This is a genomic window from Methanomethylovorans hollandica DSM 15978 (assembly GCF_000328665.1).
In the GTDB taxonomy this organism is placed as follows: domain Archaea; phylum Halobacteriota; class Methanosarcinia; order Methanosarcinales; family Methanosarcinaceae; genus Methanomethylovorans; species Methanomethylovorans hollandica.
In genome coordinates, this window is record NC_019977.1 from 664,964 (window position 1) to 684,115 (window position 19,152).

Annotated in this window: 19 protein-coding genes; 8 read left to right on the top strand and 11 right to left on the bottom strand. The window is 42.7% G+C overall.

The genetic code is table 11. From position 1 onward, the window contains the following. Nucleotides 1-68: 68 nt before the first annotated feature. Nucleotides 69-1,400 (bottom strand): MFS transporter, encoded by a 1,332-nt coding sequence (locus METHO_RS03180; RefSeq protein WP_015324077.1) that lies wholly within the window; start codon nt 1,398-1,400, stop codon nt 69-71. A gap of 12 nt (nt 1,401-1,412) precedes the next feature. On the opposite strand from METHO_RS03180, the gene METHO_RS13535 reads away from it, so the two are divergent. The 3 genes from METHO_RS13535 to cutA are packed head-to-tail and all read left to right on the top strand — an operon-like array spanning nt 1,413 to nt 2,459. After that, on the top strand, nt 1,413-1,553 hold the full coding sequence (locus METHO_RS13535; protein WP_156811017.1) for a hypothetical protein: 141 nt from the start codon (nt 1,413-1,415) through the stop codon (nt 1,551-1,553). Between the two features lie 3 nt (nt 1,554-1,556). Beyond that, complete coding sequence (locus tag METHO_RS03185; protein ID WP_015324078.1) at nt 1,557-2,126, top strand: GTP-binding protein; 570 nt, start codon at nt 1,557-1,559, stop codon at nt 2,124-2,126. 21 nt (nt 2,127-2,147) lie between these two features. Beyond that, on the top strand, nt 2,148-2,459 hold the full coding sequence (gene cutA / locus METHO_RS03190; protein ID WP_015324079.1) for a divalent-cation tolerance protein CutA: 312 nt from the start codon (nt 2,148-2,150) through the stop codon (nt 2,457-2,459). A gap of 53 nt (nt 2,460-2,512) precedes the next feature. Here the strand turns inward: cutA and METHO_RS03195 are convergent, their stop codons facing one another. From METHO_RS03195 to METHO_RS03210, 4 genes are all read right to left on the bottom strand, one after another. Then, nucleotides 2,513-3,622: a DNA topoisomerase IV subunit A gene (locus METHO_RS03195; RefSeq protein WP_015324080.1), complete on the bottom strand. Its 1,110-nt coding sequence runs from the start codon at nt 3,620-3,622 to the stop codon at nt 2,513-2,515. Beyond that, nucleotides 3,623-5,491, bottom strand: a complete 1,869-nt coding sequence (locus METHO_RS03200; RefSeq protein WP_015324081.1) for a DNA topoisomerase VI subunit B — start codon at nt 5,489-5,491, stop codon at nt 3,623-3,625. A gap of 80 nt (nt 5,492-5,571) precedes the next feature. Next, nucleotides 5,572-5,805 carry an Lrp/AsnC ligand binding domain-containing protein gene (locus tag METHO_RS03205; protein WP_015324082.1) on the bottom strand — a complete coding sequence of 78 codons (234 nt, stop codon included), beginning with the start codon at nt 5,803-5,805 and terminating at the stop codon, nt 5,572-5,574. A gap of 657 nt (nt 5,806-6,462) precedes the next feature. Then, nucleotides 6,463-7,965, bottom strand: a complete 1,503-nt coding sequence (locus METHO_RS03210) for a replication factor C large subunit (RefSeq protein ID WP_015324083.1) — start codon at nt 7,963-7,965, stop codon at nt 6,463-6,465. Between the two features lie 86 nt (nt 7,966-8,051). Between METHO_RS03210 and mtxX the strand changes: the two genes are divergently transcribed. From mtxX to METHO_RS03225, 3 genes are all read left to right on the top strand, one after another. Continuing rightward, the gene (mtxX, locus tag METHO_RS03215) at nt 8,052-8,897 is read left to right on the top strand and encodes a methanogenesis marker protein Mmp4/MtxX (protein WP_015324084.1); all 846 of its coding nucleotides are present in this window, start codon (nt 8,052-8,054) and stop codon (nt 8,895-8,897) included. 4 nt (nt 8,898-8,901) lie between these two features. Beyond that, on the top strand, nt 8,902-9,666 hold the full coding sequence (locus tag METHO_RS03220) for a thymidylate synthase (protein ID WP_015324085.1): 765 nt from the start codon (nt 8,902-8,904) through the stop codon (nt 9,664-9,666). A 153-nt stretch (nt 9,667-9,819) separates the two neighbouring features. After that, nucleotides 9,820-10,935, top strand: a complete 1,116-nt coding sequence (locus METHO_RS03225) for a hypothetical protein (RefSeq protein ID WP_015324086.1) — start codon at nt 9,820-9,822, stop codon at nt 10,933-10,935. Nucleotides 10,936-10,956: 21 nt separating this feature from the next. Here METHO_RS03225 and METHO_RS13540 read toward each other — a convergent pair whose 3' ends face one another. Together METHO_RS13540 and ilvD are read right to left on the bottom strand one after the other, a co-directional pair. Beyond that, nucleotides 10,957-11,241: a hypothetical protein gene (locus tag METHO_RS13540; protein ID WP_015324087.1), complete on the bottom strand. Its 285-nt coding sequence runs from the start codon at nt 11,239-11,241 to the stop codon at nt 10,957-10,959. Then, the gene (gene ilvD, locus METHO_RS03235) at nt 11,204-12,865 is read right to left on the bottom strand and encodes a dihydroxy-acid dehydratase (RefSeq protein ID WP_015324088.1); all 1,662 of its coding nucleotides are present in this window, start codon (nt 12,863-12,865) and stop codon (nt 11,204-11,206) included. The genes METHO_RS13540 and ilvD overlap by 38 nt, the downstream gene beginning before the upstream one ends. 132 nt (nt 12,866-12,997) lie before the next feature. Here ilvD and METHO_RS03240 point away from each other — a divergent pair, with 132 nt between their 5' ends. Next, nucleotides 12,998-14,677 carry a helix-hairpin-helix domain-containing protein gene (locus tag METHO_RS03240; protein ID WP_048831027.1) on the top strand — a complete coding sequence of 560 codons (1,680 nt, stop codon included), beginning with the start codon at nt 12,998-13,000 and terminating at the stop codon, nt 14,675-14,677. A gap of 9 nt (nt 14,678-14,686) precedes the next feature. On the opposite strand, the gene METHO_RS03245 is transcribed toward METHO_RS03240, so the two are convergent. The 4 genes from METHO_RS03245 to METHO_RS03260 all read right to left on the bottom strand — a co-directional run bounded on the left by METHO_RS03245 (nt 14,687) and on the right by METHO_RS03260 (nt 18,022). Beyond that, a complete protein-coding gene (locus tag METHO_RS03245) occupies nt 14,687-15,727 on the bottom strand; it encodes a lysylphosphatidylglycerol synthase transmembrane domain-containing protein (RefSeq protein WP_015324090.1) in 1,041 nt (346 codons plus the stop codon). 35 nt (nt 15,728-15,762) lie between these two features. Further along, nucleotides 15,763-16,917, bottom strand: a complete 1,155-nt coding sequence (locus tag METHO_RS03250; RefSeq protein ID WP_015324091.1) for a nucleotidyltransferase family protein — start codon at nt 16,915-16,917, stop codon at nt 15,763-15,765. A gap of 66 nt (nt 16,918-16,983) precedes the next feature. Beyond that, the gene (locus tag METHO_RS03255; RefSeq protein ID WP_083885722.1) at nt 16,984-17,337 is read right to left on the bottom strand and encodes an OB-fold nucleic acid binding domain-containing protein; all 354 of its coding nucleotides are present in this window, start codon (nt 17,335-17,337) and stop codon (nt 16,984-16,986) included. A gap of 154 nt (nt 17,338-17,491) precedes the next feature. Further along, a complete protein-coding gene (locus METHO_RS03260) occupies nt 17,492-18,022 on the bottom strand; it encodes an FKBP-type peptidyl-prolyl cis-trans isomerase (RefSeq protein ID WP_015324093.1) in 531 nt (176 codons plus the stop codon). A gap of 196 nt (nt 18,023-18,218) precedes the next feature. On the opposite strand from METHO_RS03260, the gene METHO_RS03265 reads away from it, so the two are divergent. Beyond that, nucleotides 18,219-19,058 (top strand): phosphatase PAP2 family protein, encoded by an 840-nt coding sequence (locus METHO_RS03265; protein ID WP_015324094.1) that lies wholly within the window; start codon nt 18,219-18,221, stop codon nt 19,056-19,058. Nucleotides 19,059-19,152: the final 94 nt, after the last annotated feature.

Genomic DNA, 19,152 nt, shown 5'->3' on the forward strand with positions numbered 1-19,152 from the left:
GGCAAAGGAGGATAATGTAAATATATGTTACAAATGCCTACAGTTCTAATGCTATACAGAGCGGCTCTTCAGCTGAACTTTTGTTTCTCTCTGCTTTTTTCAATTTTCATGAGCCTGAGAGAAAGGAAAACAGCGATGTAGATAATAGCAGCTGCAACCAGAAATGACATTGCTTTCAGCTGGGTGTACAACACTCCTCCTGCAAGGAGTCCGAGTATGCTTGCCAGGCTACTGGCGCTCATAGCAAATCCCTGCACAGAGCCTTGGTAGGTTTTTCCTGCCAGCTTGGAGAGTATGGACAGGACACAGGGCCACATTATCCCGTTACCGAGTGCGAAAAAGACAGCTGCCAGATATAAAAGGAATATATTTCCGGGAACTATCAGGATGAACTGCAGTCCCAGGATGAAACCCCCGGCTACTATCAGCACTGACTCAGCATAGCGGTTGGTAAGTTTTCCAAGGAGTGGCCCCTGAACGAATGCCATCATAGCACTGAGCACAGAAAAATAAATGCCTAGTTCGGCTGGGCTCCACTCCAGATCAGTAACAGCGAAGATGGGAAAGGCCGTATAATATATATTGAAGCCCAGAAAGATGAGAAAATAAAGTACCATCATAAATGGAATATATTCTAACTTGAAAACTTCACTCAATGTTATTTTTTTCCCGTTTTCCGCCTGATTACATTCCATGTGTTCCTGTCCTAGTAGCTTGCTGATGCTTTTAGTCTTCGGATACTCATCAATGGTGCAGTTATGTGATTCAGGAAGGAACAAGATGATTATTAAAGTGCCAGCAACTGAGATCAACAGGGCTGCAGAAACAGGGATCAGTTCTCCGTAGACAGTTGCTCCCAGAACCCCTGCAAGAGCAGGTCCGCAAACGTATCCAAGGTTAGAGGCCACCGACATCCTGCCATAGTTCTTGTTTCTCTCCTCTTCGCTTGTCAGGTCTGCAAGATATGCGTTCGCAACTGATACGTTTCCCCCTGTAATACCATCAAGTGCCCTGGCAAAGAAAAGTGCAAGTAAAGGAAGTGTGATAGTGAAGGCTCCGAGAATATCAGATTCCACTTTTTTAAAAGTGATCACTGGGAGGAATAGGGCAATTAAAAAAATAACCCATGCAATGAGGGTGCCGATCTGGCTTAAAAGCAGTATTCTCCTTCTTCCGTAAAGATCAGACCACCTTCCCAAGATGGGAGCTCCTATCAGTTGAAATGCGGGGTAGGTGGAGCCTAGCAGGCCATAGATTAGTGCATTTCCCCCATAATCTGTAACCAGAAATACAAGAAAAGTTAGGATGATCCCAAATCCCAGGGTCCCTATGAATGTAACAGTATACAAAGGAAAAAGCTCCTTTCCATCTTTCCGGGGATTTTCAGAAGCCAGTGTCATCCATGGAATAGTATGTTCATCATAGTTCTAAAAATAATCCCCCAGGGTAAACCGACATTAAGTTCACAGCAAGAAATTAATAACCAGAGGACAGATAGGACACGTATCTTCTATATATGGGGTTCAAATGTGAAAGTGGTCATCATGGGGTGACTTATGGGAAGCGGCAAGACGACAACTACCCTTAAGCTGTCAAAGAGGTTCAGCGATGTCGGGCAAAGGATTGGTGTGATTGTACAGGAAACCGGCGATGTGGATTATGAAGAAGGTACTCTGCATGAAATGGGAATTAAGAAGAAATACATTGAAAATGTGTGTATTCTATGTTCCCTTGAAACGGACATCATCAACAACATACAGGCTTTGCAAGAAGAGTTCAGGCCTGACCTGGTGTTCATCGAGACAGAAGAAGCCGTACTGCCTGTCAGGATAAAGGCCGATCTGCAGCGAATGCCACTGAAAAACTTGCAAATGGCTCCTATGATCACCATAGTCGATGCTAAATATTTTCCATTGGAAGCTGCAATGTTGTTAAGATATGCGCGGATACAGGTCGAAGAGACCGATATTATCTGTCCGAACAAAGTGGATATGGCAGATAGCGAGCGCACTTCGCGATTAAAGAATATGTTCAAAGATATAAATTCAAAGGCTTCTATACTTGATATGAATGCAAAGGAAGGCACAGGGATCTCTGAATTGATCTATTCTCTTGGATTAAACTAATACCTGAAGATGTGATATAAGATGATAATTGTTGTACATACTACCACAGCGAACATGGATGAAGCTAAAAGTATCGCTAATGCTCTCGTTGAAAAAGGGTTTGCTGCATGTGTCAGCATGCATCCTGTAACTTCTGTCTATAAATGGAAAGGCAATATTGAAGAAGAGGGAGAGATCGAACTCTCCATCAAAACAACTTCTGAAATGCTGGAAAGTGTGAAAAAGGCTATAATCTATATGCATAGTTACGAACTCCCTGCACTTATATGGTGGCCGGTGGATGGAGATGAAAAATATACAGAGTGGATCGTCGATTGTGTTAAACCAGAGTAAACTACCGCTTGTATCGTTCATTGCAGCATGTTCCTTGTAACTGCATAGTATGTTCAAATAACTTTGAGGTCTGTAAGCCTGTCCGGCAGATATCTGTCGGTGACGAAATCCAGGCCCTTGCCGGCAAATGCCTGCTGTTCGGCCTTTTTATTGATCTCAAGCTGCAGATTGATCTGTTCTTTCCAGTAGTCTGTAGCAAAACGCGGGTCGCTGAGTTCGCTTCTAAGGGCACCTACATCTTTTTCCGTAAGTTTATCGGTGGATAGTTCGTATTCCACAATGTCTGAGGGTTGAACTCCTATGAACATAGCTCCTGGTGTTGCCATGTGTTCGGAAAGATGTGCGCTTTTAATAGCTCCATATGCTACCGATGCGAAAATGCGGTATGACCACGGATCACCATCAGTAAACACTACCACAGGCAGAGACAATTCTTCGTTCATGCGTTTGATGATGCGTCGGGTGGACCTCGCAGGCTGGCCTTTAAGATGTACAAGTATCGCATTGTATTTCTCATCGAAACCATTCTCTATGAGTCTGGCGTACATACCACCGGTTTCGATGGCTATTATGAAATCCGCATCATGGTCAAGGAACTCTATGTTCTCCACATTGAAAGGTATCTGATACCCACTTTCTCCGATATCTTCCTGACAATGGATCGTTCTGTCTCCTCTTTTAGTATCTTCCCGAATCCTGATGGGCCCGAACATGGTAGCCCCATCCTCTTCGGGCCGCATGTGGAAATATTCCCTCTGTAATCCGGTAATGATCTCCAGGTCTTCTATGAGCCGGTCACTTTCAGGCTGCTCCCTGAACTTGGCAATATCCCAATTTTCAGAGATGTAATATAATTCTCTTAATGTGGACCCACGGTTCTGAGAGAGATGGTTCTTGATCAGAAAATCAACAGTATGTACAGATTTTAGCAACTGGAAAGCTCCCTTTACAGTCTTTGCGCTGCGTTCGCTTTCGCGGTCACCATAAACCCAAACCTCTGATTCATCGTTGTACTCTATATTTTTCTTGGTTCTGGTCGGCAGGCTCACAGATGGCACTTCACCATCCAGGAACTGCTTATATATTGCATCTGTCAGACCGTAAAGACGATTTCTCGCAAGCTCATCATGTTCCTTTTTCTGTTGTGATATTTCCTTTGCCATTCAAACCAATCCCTTAATGGCTTTTGCCCCTGTTACACGTTCTTCATCAAGACCTTCCACGATCACTTCAGGGAATTTTGAAGCTTCTGCATCAGATAATGTGTCCACAATATAACTTATCGCCTTTGAAGAACCAGTGGGAAGTGACATCTTCCATACATAATCAAAATCATTGCCCATGGATATAGTCTTAGGTTCCGGGATAGTTTCTCTTATTTTGAAGGGAACCATCTCATGCACAATACAGTCCACAGTTTTACTTGAAAAGTTTCGCAAAAGTATAGAAACTCTTGCACTGTCATCGGAGTTGCGTTTTATCTTTCTATTCACAAGCAAGTTTCCCATGATCCTTGCGACAACAGGATTAATATCGGGTACATCTTTATCCAGTGTTTCCGCAAGCTTTTTTGCCATCTTAGGCAGCACCTTGGTGATAATTATCTCTTTCTCTCTGCGTTTTTTCAGGTTTTCCTGGCGGTTCATGTACATGTTTAGCTTACGTCCGACTTCCTTTACCGCCAGTTCGATCTCTGATTTTATTTCAGGAATATCGGCTATAGCATCCTTTGATTCAGAGGTGAACGGTACGTTTGTTGATGCAACATGGACCAGTATGGCAACAGGACCTGTGGGCAGTCCCCCACCGGGCTGGTTGAGTCCGTATTGTTTCCATTTTATAGATTCTATAGCATGTGTGGTCACACATCCGCCTTGCTGGTACAGTAAAGGCACTCTGTTAGCAAAACGCATGATATCGACACGGTCTTCTTTCTGCAGGTTCCCTCCGTAGGCAAGCCCCACCTCTACTAAAAATGGATTTCCTGAATACACTGATGGTGTCCTGCTGGTAGTTGCAATGAAGTCCACATTGAACTCTTTTTCCAGACCTTTGTAGATCAGTTGCTCTCCTATGGGAGAGAGACAGTCTGTGGGAGGAGCCATTATCTTCACTTTGCCAAAGGCATCCAGGAGTTTTCTTGCCTGGTCCCTGTTCATTTCATGAGGGTTCATCTCCCCATCCAGGCCTGAAGCCTTGCAGATCTCTTCTGCCGTTAGGTGACCTATCTTTGAAAAGGAATAGCGCAGAAAAGGTGTAAGTTTTTGCCTTTCAGTATACCGGAGCATCTTCATGAGTGTTCCCAGTTCTATTCCATGAGGATGAGGAAGTATTTCCTTTGCAGCGAGCGGTATCTTATCGGTCGCTCTTTCGAAGAGGGTCTCGTTTTTGTCAGGTTCTATAAGTTTTATGCGCGCGTGAGGATTTACTATGGCTGTTGCCCTTAGATATTCGGTAACTGATTGACGTCTACCTTTCACATAAGAAGCTTCCATTTCCAGCTCTATACGAGTTCCGTGATGGCGGTCCCAGTCAATTATTTCCTCTTTCAGTATCTCTGGTTCATTGGTACTGGTGTTGATCATCAGTTCATAGTAATGTGCAGATTTTCCCTGTCCAATCTTTGAAATGATCCTGGTTGGATGACCGGAGGTCAGCTGAGAGTATAGAACAGATGCGGATATGCCTATACCCTGTTGTCCTCTGCTTTGTTTCAGAGCATGGAAACGTGACCCATAGAGCAGTTTTGCAAATACATTTGGTATTTGTGCTTTAACTATGCCAGGCCCATTGTCCTCAACCATGATCACCAGGCTGTCTTTATCCGATCTTTCTATCTGTACCAGGATATCCGGCAGGATCTCAGCTTCCTCGCAGGCGTCCAAAGAGTTATCCACGGCTTCCTTTATAGTGGTAATAAGGCTACGGGGAGCTGAGTCGAATCCAAGGATCTGCCTGTTCTTTTCAAAAAACTCAGCTACGCTTATCGATTTCTGATTTTTTGCAAGTTCTTCTGCAATTGGAATTTCCATGTACTATCATCCTTAGTAAAGCATGTCAGCTAAAGCTATACCTTATATAAAAAACACATTATATATATAATGCGCCTTATTCATTTGAGTTCGGCGCCAACTATGGTCTGTGTAGCTGTTACAAATTCGTTCTCTCTTATGTCATCGACAATGTTGTTCAATCTGCTGAGGTCTCCGACATTCATGATCACGACAAAGTCATATTCTCCAAAAACATGATATATGTCCTTGATCCCCTCTATTTTCTGTAATTCCGTGTAAGCTGCCCTCTCTTTACCGGGAAGCACATTTACCATCGTGACTCCAATTACCATTATTTCACCACATTTTAGACGAATGCAATCTATTTATTATTATATGCTTCTTTCATTTATCCTATTCTTCTATGTCCCGATCTCTTAAAAAAAGCTTTTAAAATCATTAAAATATTTATATAGTAAGTTTTATATATATTTAACACCAATTGTACCTAAATGAGCGGGTAACAATCTTTTTATAACAACCCCCACTCCCCAACCCGCTCATTCTCCACTTTTACTGCTTTTGGTCTTATTCTCATCTGCTTCTGTAGAAATAATCATTAATAAGCAGCATTAACAAAACCACAAATAACAGCGAGTTCAGTAATGATCGCCACACATCATTTTAATTCTATGTGCATTTTGAAACACCTCATCATTATGATTTTAATAAGAAAATATATATACAATTAATAACTATCTGTATTTGAGCGGGTTCCTCTTCTTTCTTACAATAACCCCCACACTTCCCAACCCGCTCATACTCCACTTTATGATCTAATGAAGAATTTATAGTTAAACACTCATGGTTTGTAACTTATGAATACTAAAATCACATTCAAGAGATCGTGCAATCAATACCATAAGTTTCAAACAAATGGTTTTCAACTATAAAATAATCACAGGATAAATCCGTGTAGTATTAAAAAAGATTGTGGTGCTTTAAAAAAATTAAAAATCAAACAATGTCTTCTGAGTTTTTTTGATAATATTATCTATATTTTCTTTTTTCTTAACAAGTTCAGTATTCTGTTTATTTTCTTCAGGAGGCTCTATTTTATTTGTTAATATATTAGACAGATTTGTTTGTTTCTTATCATCGTTCAAAATTGGTTTTTCCGGCATCCTGAAAAAAGGCACTTCATCTTGTCTCTTATCCTTCCTTAGTTCCTGAGCATCATCGTATACTTTTTGCAGCTTTTTAGTAACTTTCGATGCACCTGTCATGAAGGCCAGTTCATCCAGATCCAGTCCCAGTTCAGCTACAACTGCCGGAGCATACTCAGGGTCTTCAAGCAATATACTGTATATACCAGCGATTTCAGTACTTGAGTAACGCATTGATTCATGACAGTGACCAGCTATCTTTATTGCAATATTGTTGCGCATGTTTTTTCTGGCCTTCAGCTGTCCCATGCGGCGCCACAATGAAGGTGGACTGAACTTCACAAAACCACGTTTAGGTTGAGATTTTGATACGACCGTTCCACAGGTCATAAGTACGCTTGCATAACGCCACATCAGGTAATTCTGTCTTTTTTGCACCCTTCCAAGGAACAGATCCGCACGCGAGATATACTCATATCCGTTCTTTATAGAGTCTGTGACCTTTCCTTCTTCCTTGCCAGCATATTGGACAGGCAGGTTCTCATCTATCCAGTGGATAAGGTCTTCAGGGCTTTCATCAAGACCGTATGTTGTCTCGAGTGCTGTTTTCGCATCGGTTCCCTTAAATATTCTTTCCATTACCTTGAATATGGATTCTTTGTTATCCCTTTCCGCAGTGGCAATGTCTTCTATGTTTATCTCATTCCTGCCCACGGCAACTGCCTGTAGGTCATTGATGGCACTGCGCATATCTCCATCTGCATTTTCTGCTATCTTCTCTATGATGCCTACACCACACATCAGCCCTTCTTTCTGAGCTACCTGTTTGAGGGCCGGTATCATCGAACGTGTCTGAAGTGCATTGAATTTGATCTCCAGAAGATTTGATCTGACGGAAGAGGGAATGCCATAGGCATCGTTAGCTATCAGCACTATAGGCTGACCTGTGGCAAGGATTATGTTTCCTATGGCCTTTGGACCACCACGGTCGCTTGTTCCGTGCATGTTATCGGCTTCATCCAGCACTATAAGTCTTTTGGAAGACATACCTCCCAGTGTACTCATTCTGGAAGCTGAACCTGCGATCCTTTCTATCACATCAGCTGTGCGCTGATCACTGGCATTGAGTTCTATTACTTCCCATTCCATATCCTGTGCCAGAGCATGGGCAGTCGATGTCTTACCAACACCTGCCGGGCCGTGGAGTAACACTGCCTTTTGTTCAGGTGTTCCGTCCAGCCACTGCTCAGCCCATGATCTCAGTTGTCTGATAGCAGTCGGATTTCCCAGCACGTCAGCAAGGCTCTTTGGCCTGTATTTCTCAGCCCATTCTTTTGGTGTGGTCATTACATCATATCCAATAGAGGGAAACTAATTAATGTTTTCATCCCTTTGTTGGTTTTGCTTGATATTAATAATTGTAGGTACATGACATGTCGTTCCTGAACACGCCTGACCTTGTGGATATTATTCGGAAAAAAGCTATTCAGAACCGTGCAAAAGTAGCCATAGGCATCAGAGATCCTACCAAGAAGATCATCTCAAGTGCAGAGGAAGCAAATGATAAGGGGTTTGCACAAGTTATATTGGTTGGTGATCAGCAGGAGATTTTGTCTTTAGGTACTTCTCTTGAGGTAGTGGGAACCGCTGAACCGGAAAAAGTGATGGTGGACCTTTTGGCATCCGGTCATGTGGATGCTGCTGTAAGGGGTACAGCCCGGGCTTCTGAAACACTCTCCTATCTTAAAAAGACCCTCGGGATGGAAAAACTCCATCGTGTGGCTTTGCTTACAACAGCAGATGGTACTCCTTTTTTTATTGCTCCGGTAGGTATAGATGAAGGTGAGGACCTTGCTGACAAGATGGAGTTCGCAAGGTTGGGGTCAGAGCACATCCGGCGGTTTGGCATAGAACCTGTACTAGGAGTTCTTTCAGGAGGCAGAATGGGCGATCTTGGACGTAACGCAAGGGTCGACCAAACTCTTGCAGACGGGGAATTCATAGTCAACCGCCTGAATGAAATGGGTATTAAAGCAAAGCATTATACTATACTTATCGAAGACGCCATCAAAGAGGCTAATTTCATACTTGCTCCGGATGGTATCTCGGGCAATCTTATATTCCGCACACTTGTCTTTCTTGGATGTGGCGATGGCATGGGAGCCCCGGTACTGATGGATGAGTACGTTTTTGTTGATACTTCGAGGGTAGGTGGGCATTACGCCAAAGCCATCATGGTCGCTGGTGCGCTTTCCAATATGAAAAAAGTCAGAGGATGAAACAATGAAAGCAGTGTTAATAAAAGCCGATACAATCTCTTCCGCATGGTCGAAGCTGATCTATGAGATCTACAATAATGGGGAAGATCACAAACCGGATTACAGTACGGGAACTCGCAGACTGCATGCTACAGTTGTCATTAATGATGTTAATACTGATCAAGTAAACTCCTTTGTTCCCTTTGGGGAAAATCTCATTAAGAAATATAAGGAGGAGCTTACCGAGGAATATGCCGATTGGTATGTATCACTTCCCGACGACGATCGCAGGAAGTTCGATTACTGCTATGCAAAACAACTTTTCCGTTATGGTGAAACAGCTTATAATACTCTTTCAGAGAATGTGAAGAACCTCCGGGTCGGCTCAAGAAGACATGTTGGTGTACTGTGGGAAAACGAAGTTCACATCCCCAAGTTCGAGGACCAGCCCTGCTGGATAGCTTACAAGCTGGAATTGCTGAATGAAACTGATGTCAGGTTATATATCCTGTATCGTTCATGGGATGCTTTCGGTGGTTTCCCTGCTAATCTGCCAGCTATTGTGGAAGGTTTCAAGAAAGTTTTCAGGGAAAATGACATGCCTTACAGGATAGAGTCATTGATGGCCACTGGCTGGGACACTCATATCTATGAGGCTGATCTGCAGGCCGTGGAACATATATTCAAAACAGCGGAGCTTTGTCCCAGGTGTGGTAACATAGCTGCAAAACATGCTTTCATATCCACGACAAAAGGCAGGGTATGTTTGCGGTGCAAATCGCAGATGTGAAAAGGTCCAGGTACTTTTTAATAACTATTTTAATTCTTGTCTGGATAGTTTCGGATCTCTGGATCCTTCTCTTTCGCTTTTTAAACCCAAAATATATATCTACTAATATTAAGTACACATATATAATATTAAAAACATATCAGAGGCGGTGTGATGAAAAGATTAACTATCAGCATGTCTGATGCTCTTTTTGATAAGCTGAACCAGGTAGAAAATAAGAGTTTATTTATAAGAAAACTCATTGAGGGTGAGCTACGTAAAGGGCTAACTTCTTCTTTTTATTCAGACATTACTTACGAGGGCCTGGAAGTCGACATAGAGGATTTGCATAATGACATACAATTACTTTCTTCCAGATTGGCCTCAATTGAAAACCAAATTGCTGATGTAAAGACAACTCGCTTCCTCCCAAAAGATAAGTTTGAGTCGGATCAGGTTGCCAGTTATCAAATTTCTTCTCTGCCCTCCTTAGAACACGGATTTGAAACACCTATTATTCAAACCACCACTGCGGATAATAACACAATAGCCAATGAGCTTAATGAAGCTGTAGGTAAGGATCAGGGCTCTGTTTCCGCTAATATCTCAGATGTTCAGGTCAACCTGTATACACACGATAGTGACAAAGTCCTGCCTGTCCATAGTGATGAAATGCACAATATACCATTCAGTAGTGTTGTGAATGTTGGGTTACACGAAGAATCCGTTTGTCCTGCAACAGAAACAAATGAAACACCTGTGAATTCCATTATGATAACTTCCGGCGTGGCTGATCAACCTCAAGAGCCTCTCTCAGCTCAAGTAGGCAGTCCTTCTACTCCTTCCTTTATTATGCCTGAGCTCTCGGATGGTGCAGGGCATTCAAATGCATCTCCCTCTGAGATGCCTCCTACCATGTCTCATGCTATGTCTATTCGTCCTTCGGAAAATGATATACACATACTTCCATTTGCTGCAGCAGGTCCGTCAGCCTCAGGGATACAAATGCAGCCCGTACCTCTCTTTGGATCGGGTGCCGCCCAAAAGCCTGTCCAGAATAATGATGGTTTCAACTTTAACACAGTTCATATATCTGTAAATGACCGGCTACAAGGGAACATCCTTATGTACCTGCCTCATGGTGCAAGGATCAAAAGGTCTATCATCAAAGGCCTTGTGTCAAGAAAGTTCAGTGCAGAAGAGATCGATGCAGAGATAGATCTTATGATTTCGGATCACTCATTGCTTGCAGAAGTAGAAGATGGGCTGGAATATCTGATGAGATCTTGATGCATCCGGATCAGATGCACTTTATTCAATGAGTTGTGTCAGAAAGTGAGTGCCCAGAGCCAGCGCATTGAAAGCATGTCTTTCTATCATGGTTAAAGCACCGTACACATACATTTTTTCCACATAAGGAACAAGTGTACATTTTTCCGGCCATGCCGCATATGTTGCAGATACCTGTGATTTCCATTGTTTACCTCCAAAAGTTCTTAACAGATCTTTGTGATTAACATTATATGAAAAAATACTATTGTGCAGGTTTTTTCTGCACTCATTCGAAGATAGCACCTTTGCTTGCAGAACTGACATATTTCCTATATCTTGCAAGATAGCCAGTTATCTTCTTCTCCGGGGGTTTGAACGTCTCTTTTCTTTTTGCCAGCTCTTCATCAGAGACTTTCAGGTTGAGTTTGCGCGCCGGGATATCTATCTCAATGATATCCCCATCCTGCACCAGAGCAATGGGGCCACCTTCCTGGGCTTCAGGAGATACATGGCCTATACATGGGCCACGGGTGCCGCCAGAGAATCTGCCATCAGTGATAAGAGCTACTGATTCTATTAATCCCATTCCTGCGATAGCTGATGTTGGTGAGAGCATTTCTCTCATTCCAGGCCCACCTTTTGGTCCCTCATAGCGGATAACAACCACATCGCCAGCAATTATTTTTCCAGACATGATCGCAGACATGGCTGCTTCTTCACTGTCAAAGACTTTTGCAGGGCCGCTGTGCTTAAGCATCTTTGGACTGACTGCAGCCTGTTTGATTACAGAACCATCTGGTGCAAGACTCCCCTTGAGTACTGCGATCCCGCCCTCTTCATGGAAGGGTGAGTCAAGTGTCTTAATGACCTGAGCATTCATCTTGGGGTTAAGGACCACAAAACTTTCCAGGTTCTCGCCAATAGTTTTCCCTGTAACTGTCATCTGATCAAGGTGCAGTTTTGTGCTAAGATTCTGCATAATAGCCTGTATTCCCCCTGCTCTGTCAAAGTCCAGCATATAGTTTATGCCTCCGGGCTTCAGGGATGTAATGTGAGGGGTAGTGCGGCTAAGCTTATCAAAAGTGTCTAATGTTAACTGCATTCCGAAAGCATGAGCAATGGCAGGCAGGTGCAGTGTGGTGTTTGTACTTCCCCCAATTGCCATATCCACCACGATGGCATTCTCAAAGGCTTCCATGGTAACTATCTTTCGGGCGGTGAGCCCTTCCTTAACCATGCCCACGATACGCTCACCTGAGATTTTGGCCAGACGTGTCTTCTTTGCATCTACTGCATGTGCTGTGGCGCAGCCGGGAAGGCTTAACCCAAGGGCTTCTGTCATGCATGCCATGGTGTTGGCGGTATACATGCCTGCACATGAACCAGCCCCGGAACATGCACACTCTTCAAGTTGCTGGAGCTTATCATCTGCCATCTTTTCAGAGCGGCATGCGCCAACTCCCTCAAAGACCGATATAAGGTCTCTGTATTCGTCATCAACGAATCCAGGCATCATAGGACCGCCGGTCACGACGATGGTAGGAATATCAAGTCTACCAGCAGCCATAAGATGTCCGGGTGTGATCTTATCACATGATGTTATCATGACCATTGCATCCAGCTGGTGTCCCTGGAGCACGAGTTCAATGGAATCTTCAATAGCTTCGCGACTTGGAAGAGAATATCTCATTCCTTCATGGCCCATTGCTATCCCATCACATATCCCAATGGTGTGAAATTCAAAAGGAACGCCGCCTGCACTACGAATGCCGGCTTTCACTGCTTCTGATAACTTGTCCAGGTGAACATGTCCAGGTATCAGTTCTGTCCATGAGTTGACCACTGCAATGAAGGGTCTTTCCATTTCGGAATCTGTCAGACCTGTTGCCCTGAGCAGGGAACGGTTGGGTGCACGCTCTATTCCTTTTTTGGTCTTATCGCTTCTCATATGATAACCTCATGGTCTTGGATTATAAAGTTAGTAAGGTTAATGTGCAAGATATATAAATAGGCAACCAGGTTTATGTATAGTAGTTCATCTGTCGTCAAAGAGTTTCAGCTGAACATCTTCCGAGGAAAAATGAAAGCGCTTATCATTGATGGTTATGTGGACGAACCTGCCTGTTTTGGGGTTCCTCCTTATATTTCTCCTTATATCAGATACCTTGCGGGGGCAATGCGGGAGCAGGGCATTCCGATACAGGACATTTTCTATTCCGCTATCGACAGCATAAGGCTTAAGCCTAAGGATCATGAGAAGATTATCAGGGAAGCAGATCTTGTTGTGATCATTGCCGGAATGACCGTACCGGGAAAGTACCTCCGCTCCACACCTATCAGCTTACAGGAATTGCATATACTCAGCCGTACTGCAACAGGAAAAGTGATACTGGGCGGCCCTATAAGATTAGGTTTCAGTTCAGAGGGTGGCAAAAAGGCATCTAGCTTATCCGGAATAGAAAATGCCTATTGTTGCGGAGCTGATGTAGAAGCATTCGTGTATGATATGTTAAAGGATGGGAAGTTAGAAAACCCTGTAAATCTAGCTGACAGGTTCCGATCTGTCCAGGAGATTGGCAGATGGGCGGAGAAAGGAGCTTTCATAATCAGACAGCATCCGGATTATCCTAATGTCATGTGCGAGCTTGAGACTTACAGAGGATGCGGGCGCAGAAAACATTGTTCATTCTGTACTGAACCTTTCTATGGAGGTCCGGACCATAGGCCTGTAGATGATGTGATCGCAGAAGTCCAGGGTCTTTATGAAGAAGGTGCCCGATATTTCCGGATTGGCAGACAGCCCGATCTGTTGTCTTATCAGTCAAAGGATAAGGGAGGGGATTTACCAGTTCCAGATCCCATGGCCATTGAATCTCTTTACAGGGGAATACGTGCTGTAGCGCCCGGTATGCAGGTATTACATATGGATAATGCCAACCCTGCAACAATAGCAGCTTTTCCTGAAGAAAGTGAGGCTATACTTAGTACCATAGTGAGATACCACACATCCGGAGATGTGGCTGCCATGGGTATGGAAAGTGCTGATCCTGAAGTAATTAGGAGAAATGGTCTTAAGGTATCGGCGGATGAGATGTTCGATGCTATAGGACTTGTAAATAAAATAGGGGGAAGAAGAGGTGATAACGGAATGCCGGAACTTCTTCCGGGTCTGAACTTCGTGCACGGTCTGATGGGGGAAACAAAGGAAACCTTTAGGCTCAATCACGATTTCCTTAAAAAGGTACTTGATTCGGGGTTGTTGCTTCGCCGCATCAATATCAGGCAGGTTATGGCTTTCCAGGGAACTCCGATGTTTGGCAATGATGCAGCAGTGGAGAAGCATAAGAAAGAATTCCTGCGTTACAAAGAGAATGTGAGAAAGGACATCGATCTTCCTATGCTGAGAAAAGTGGTTCCTGCCGGTACTATTCTTCGCAATGTCTTACTTGAAGTAAATGACAGGAATACTACCTTCGGGCGCCAGATGGGTTCCTATCCTTTACTTGTTGGTGTTCCGGCAAAACAGGGAATCGGGTATTATACAGATGTAACGGTTATCGATCACGGATTTCGATCTGTAACCGCAATACCATACCCTCTTGATATCAACAATGCAGGATTGGAGCTTTTACAAAGAGTACCTGGTATAGGTAAAACAATGGCTGCCAAGATCTTCAGAGGAAGGCCTTATAAGGACACTCAGGAACTAATGGGTAAAACAGGTATCAATCCTGATATTCTGAAGTACATTGAGTTATAAGATCCTTGTTCACTTGAACATGCGTTTGATGTAATCAGTATCTTTTATTATTTTCAGGCTCACGAATCCGCCTACTGCCAGGTTCATGTAGAATGTTATTGCTCTCCATGCGACAACAACAATTCCGATCAGTGAAGAGGCTACAAAGAAAGAGAAAAGTGTTGAAGCACCAAGTTCAGCCACTCCTCCTGCACCCGGGGTGACCGATACCGCCATTATGACCATCAGGATTATCTGGGAAGCATAGGCTAGCAGGGGCTGAAACTGCTGGTTAAGCCCAAGCAAAAGCACAGGAAGTACTGAAAAGTCTAAAGCCCAGACTATGCAGGTACATGTCATGCCTAGGAACAGACCTTTTCGTCCCTCTTTCATGAAAATTGCAACGCTATCGTGTAAGTGCTCCAGTTCTGAATCAACGCGCTCCAGGGTACCGGGTAAGATCGTTTCTGTCTTTTTTCCGAATAAGCGGCTAAAAAGCTGAACAAGGAAGTACATGAACTTGCGGGTATGTTTTGGTTTCCATAGTCCATAGATCAATATTGAGAAAAGGCATAAAAGAACTATTTCGCCTATAATAAGGGCCGTTTCAATAGTTGTATCTGCACCGGCAATTGCCAGGTATTCCCGCATCACATACAAAGAAAGAGGGATAAGTGATATTATCAGGAGTCCGTCCATTAATCGTTCTCCAAGGATAACAGCCGTTGCTTTACCAAGAGGAATGGATATTCTGTTTAACAGATGCACACGTAAAGGCTCTCCGCCCACCGCTGCAGGGGTGATGGCTGCTACAAACAAGCTTGAAGTAACTATCTTGGCGGCTTCCTTTACACTAACGTCATATCCTAAAGCCCCACACATCGTTTTGATCCGGATGGCCTGCATAAACAAAGAAAATATATGCAACAGCACAGCCAGAATTATGTATTCATTTTTGATCTGAGTGATAGTTTCCAGAGTGCTGGCATCAAAAGTTAATGCTATTACCAAAACCCCTGAGATCAGGCTTATGAGAAGTGATATTAAGACCCATTTCTTTAATTTGTTCATATTTGCACAGCCCAAGGGCAAGAACAAAAAAGATATCAGGGGTGGCTGACAATGTTTTCCTTGACGTTCATTCCTTCTTTTATTGTTTGTTTCGGCCAGATCTTTACATTAGAATGTACTGTAGCTCCGCTGCGTATTACCACATCAGGCCCGATAACGGTTCCATTTTCCAGACAACAATTGTCACCCACAGTTGTGCGGTTATCGATGATGCTACCTGATACGTTTGTGTTTTTTCCGATAGTCACATCATTGAAAATATACGATGATAAAATCCTGCTGTCATTGTCTATAGTGCAATTTGAACCAATGGTAGTGTATGGGCCTATGAGCACATTATCTCCGATTGATGTGTTCTCACCTATTATAATGGGTCCAACGATAGCTGAATTGGAGCCTACGGAAACATTATGGCCAAGTTGCAAGGGGCCATTGATGCGGGCATCTTTAGTTGTAAAACGCCCTTCTATTACTGTTCCCGGCATGCCTGACAGCATCCAGCGTTGTGCCTGTCTATAGGCAGCAGGACTTCCTACATCTGTCCAATTGCCTCTGGCGAGTACTCCGTTGATCTTTTCCCCATTATTAAGGAGTTTGGGGAACAGGTCACGAGCGAAATCATATTCCTTGTTTTCTGGTATCATGTCCAGGATCTCAGGGTTGCACACGTAGATACCTGTACTTGCAAGGTTACTGAATATTTCTCCAGGACCAGGTTTCTCCAGAAAGCGATGTATCCTGTTGTTCACATCCATGTCTGCGATACCGAACTCACTCGGATCGTCGATAGAGAGCAGTCCAATTGTGACTTTTGCATTCATCCGTTCATGGAAACGATATAATTCTCTGAGGTTAAGATTTAGTACATGGTCTCCGCCAAGTACAAGGAATGTCTCTCCTTTCAGATATTTTTCGGCATTCTTTACACCGCCCGCAGTGCCGAGCTTTTTATCTTCGTATACATAATTGATATGTACGCCATATATCCGGCCGTCTCCAAGTTGTTCTTCTATTTTTTCAGCCATATATCCAAGAGTAATGACTATGTCATTGAACCCCTCCTTTGCCAGGTGTTCAATAAGATGAACTACTGAAGGCTTGTTGAGTATAGGAATGCTCGGTTTTGGCCTTTCGAATGTCAAAGGGCGCAGCCTGGTCCCCTCTCCCCCACACATAATACATGCTTTCATATATTGAAGGATGTTCTTTTTTACATATATGTTTGCCGGAAAAGTTCAACATTATGTTGTTCCCTCTTAAAGCATTTCAATGCCATTGGCATCCTGAACCACGATTTCCAGCTCACCCTGATATTCCTGGACTTCGCCGGTAACCCGCACTTTGCTATTTTCAGTGATAACAGAGGCTATTTCTTTAGCTCCTTTATCCCTGGACACAAAGACCTTTGTGGTATCTGAACCATGTTCCACATCTATCAGTAAATGATCTCCGGTATTTGTAAAACGCTCAGATACTACAGTACCTTCAAGATATGCTATCTCTCCGGGTTTGGAAGAAGTACTAAGTTCCTGTATCTGTGTTCCTTCCTGGTAAAAGGTCACGTAAGCTACGCATAGCGACAAAAGCACCATCGTTAACAAAACGAGCATCACCTTTTCTTCTTTCTCTATTTCTTACACCTTCTAATAGCAGCTTATTACAATATTTTTGATAGAATTACTTTCATGTCATCAAAAATATTTAAATTTACTGCATCTAAGGCATCTGGAAAAAAAGGTTAGCAAAAAAAAGGTTAGCAAAGAGTTACTCTTTACTAGCCTTATCTATAGAAACCACTTCAACATCGAATGTCAGATTCTTGCCAGCAAGTGGGGAATTAAAGTCAAGTGTCACATTCGTATCATTAATGTCTACTATTGTGGCAATTCCCATCATTGTTCCTACCTGATTGCCTATTTCCAGCACTATACTTGCATTTTCCATATCAGACCTAGGTACTGGGACAAGATATTCCGGGTTATATTCTCCATAGGCTTCATCTGGTGAAAGCTTGAATGTTTTCTTTTCGCCTATGGTCATATTAAGTACCCCGTTGTCAAAACCGCTGATCATTTGTTCTGCTCCGACAACAAATGACATAGGTTCATAGTTTCTTGAAGCATCGTATAGTCCTGACTCTTTTGCAACATCGATCAATGATGTATCAAAAACAGTACCGTTATCATACTTTCCTATGTAGTTCACGCTAATATTGTCGCCTTTTTCCACAATTGCTGACGGGTCATTATCTGTACAGCCGCTTGAAAAAGCTATGATCAATATTATAAGGATCAAACCTATTTTCTTTATTCTCTCACCTCAAACAAATTTGGAAAAAGGATGATTTTATGTGATAAAAAGTTATTGTGATATTTAAGAACCTTTTATATATACTTATTTGAATTACAGTAATATGTTTTAATTCTATGAAACATAATATACAGGTTATAGGGTAGTGCTTAAATCAAATCAAATTTGAAGAAGGATAACCATGAAGGCTATTTTTTTTCAGTTACTATTGATCTCTATCATTTTTCTAATGATACTTGCAGGATGCTACGTTTTTCTGCCAGAAGTTCAGCGGAAGCGGTTTGCATGGACAAAGGACATCAAGGATCAAATTCTGTCTCCTCACGTCTATCCGTATCTGATCCTTGCAGGATTCATCTATCTGCTCATGAAATCACAGGTTATTTTTTCAATGCAATCCAAGGTGATCTATTTTCCACAATTGGCGCAATATATCTTGCTTCTGGAAGGCAGTAAAGTAAGCTATTTCCAGATGGTGATCAACCCTGTACTGACATATATAAGTGCTTTCATCTACCTATGTGGTTTCTCATATCTGCTGGTATTTACTTTTCTTTTGCTCATAATTACCCGGCAATTCAAAGTTTTGCAGGAATATGCTATTGGTTTTATTCTGACATATCTTGTAGCTTTTCCTTTCTATATATTGACGCCTGTGAAGGTGACAGGTTATTCTCTTCCTAATGTAGCACCATTATTGTATGATCTCGATCCTGCTTTAAGGGAAGCATTGTATATTGTGGACCCACTGCAGGATAATTGTTTTCCTAGTCTGCATGCGGCCTTGTCCATAATGGCAATGCTTATAGTTCTGTTCAGAACAGATTTCAAAAGGTTTAAAATTTTTGCAGTTGCATTGACAGTTGCTATACAGTTTACCATATTTTATTTGGGCATACACTGGATCACAGATTTCATAGCAGGTATAGCTTTGGGTTGTCTTAGTTATTATGTTGCCACAAGGTATAGTCAGTATATAGCCAGCCACATTCCCTTATTAAGTGGTATTAAATTAGATTGAAGTACTTTCCGAAAAGGATCAAAGATCTGTTAAAAAAAAGGCAGCCATCTCGTTCTATTAGTTTGATGGCCGCAATGGATCTAAATTTAACTGC

Bases quoted from the DNA above. Each gene is read 5' to 3' on its own strand.
- METHO_RS03225 (WP_015324086.1), top strand. From the start codon at position 9,820: ATGAAAAGATTAACTATCAGCATGTCTGATGCTCTTTTTGATAAGCTG.
- METHO_RS03220 (WP_015324085.1), top strand. From the start codon at position 8,902: ATGAAAGCAGTGTTAATAAAAGCCGATACAATCTCTTCCGCATGGTCG.
- METHO_RS13535 (WP_156811017.1), top strand. From the start codon at position 1,413: ATGTTCATCATAGTTCTAAAAATAATCCCCCAGGGTAAACCGACATTA.
- ilvD (WP_015324088.1), bottom strand. From the start codon at position 12,865: ATGAGAAGCGATAAGACCAAAAAAGGAATAGAGCGTGCACCCAACCGT.
- mtxX (WP_015324084.1), top strand. From the start codon at position 8,052: ATGTCGTTCCTGAACACGCCTGACCTTGTGGATATTATTCGGAAAAAA.
- METHO_RS03240 (WP_048831027.1), top strand. From the start codon at position 12,998: ATGAAAGCGCTTATCATTGATGGTTATGTGGACGAACCTGCCTGTTTT.
- METHO_RS03245 (WP_015324090.1), bottom strand. From the start codon at position 15,727: ATGAACAAATTAAAGAAATGGGTCTTAATATCACTTCTCATAAGCCTG.
- METHO_RS03255 (WP_083885722.1), bottom strand. From the start codon at position 17,337: ATGCTCGTTTTGTTAACGATGGTGCTTTTGTCGCTATGCGTAGCTTAC.
- METHO_RS03265 (WP_015324094.1), top strand. From the start codon at position 18,219: ATGAAGGCTATTTTTTTTCAGTTACTATTGATCTCTATCATTTTTCTA.
- METHO_RS03210 (WP_015324083.1), bottom strand. From the start codon at position 7,965: ATGACCACACCAAAAGAATGGGCTGAGAAATACAGGCCAAAGAGCCTT.
- cutA (WP_015324079.1), top strand. From the start codon at position 2,148: ATGATAATTGTTGTACATACTACCACAGCGAACATGGATGAAGCTAAA.
- METHO_RS03185 (WP_015324078.1), top strand. From the start codon at position 1,557: ATGGGAAGCGGCAAGACGACAACTACCCTTAAGCTGTCAAAGAGGTTC.
- METHO_RS03200 (WP_015324081.1), bottom strand. From the start codon at position 5,491: ATGGAAATTCCAATTGCAGAAGAACTTGCAAAAAATCAGAAATCGATA.
- METHO_RS03205 (WP_015324082.1), bottom strand. From the start codon at position 5,805: ATGGTAATTGGAGTCACGATGGTAAATGTGCTTCCCGGTAAAGAGAGG.
- METHO_RS03180 (WP_015324077.1), bottom strand. From the start codon at position 1,400: ATGACACTGGCTTCTGAAAATCCCCGGAAAGATGGAAAGGAGCTTTTT.
- METHO_RS03195 (WP_015324080.1), bottom strand. From the start codon at position 3,622: ATGGCAAAGGAAATATCACAACAGAAAAAGGAACATGATGAGCTTGCG.
- METHO_RS13540 (WP_015324087.1), bottom strand. From the start codon at position 11,241: ATGTCAGTTCTGCAAGCAAAGGTGCTATCTTCGAATGAGTGCAGAAAA.
- METHO_RS03250 (WP_015324091.1), bottom strand. From the start codon at position 16,917: ATGAAAGCATGTATTATGTGTGGGGGAGAGGGGACCAGGCTGCGCCCT.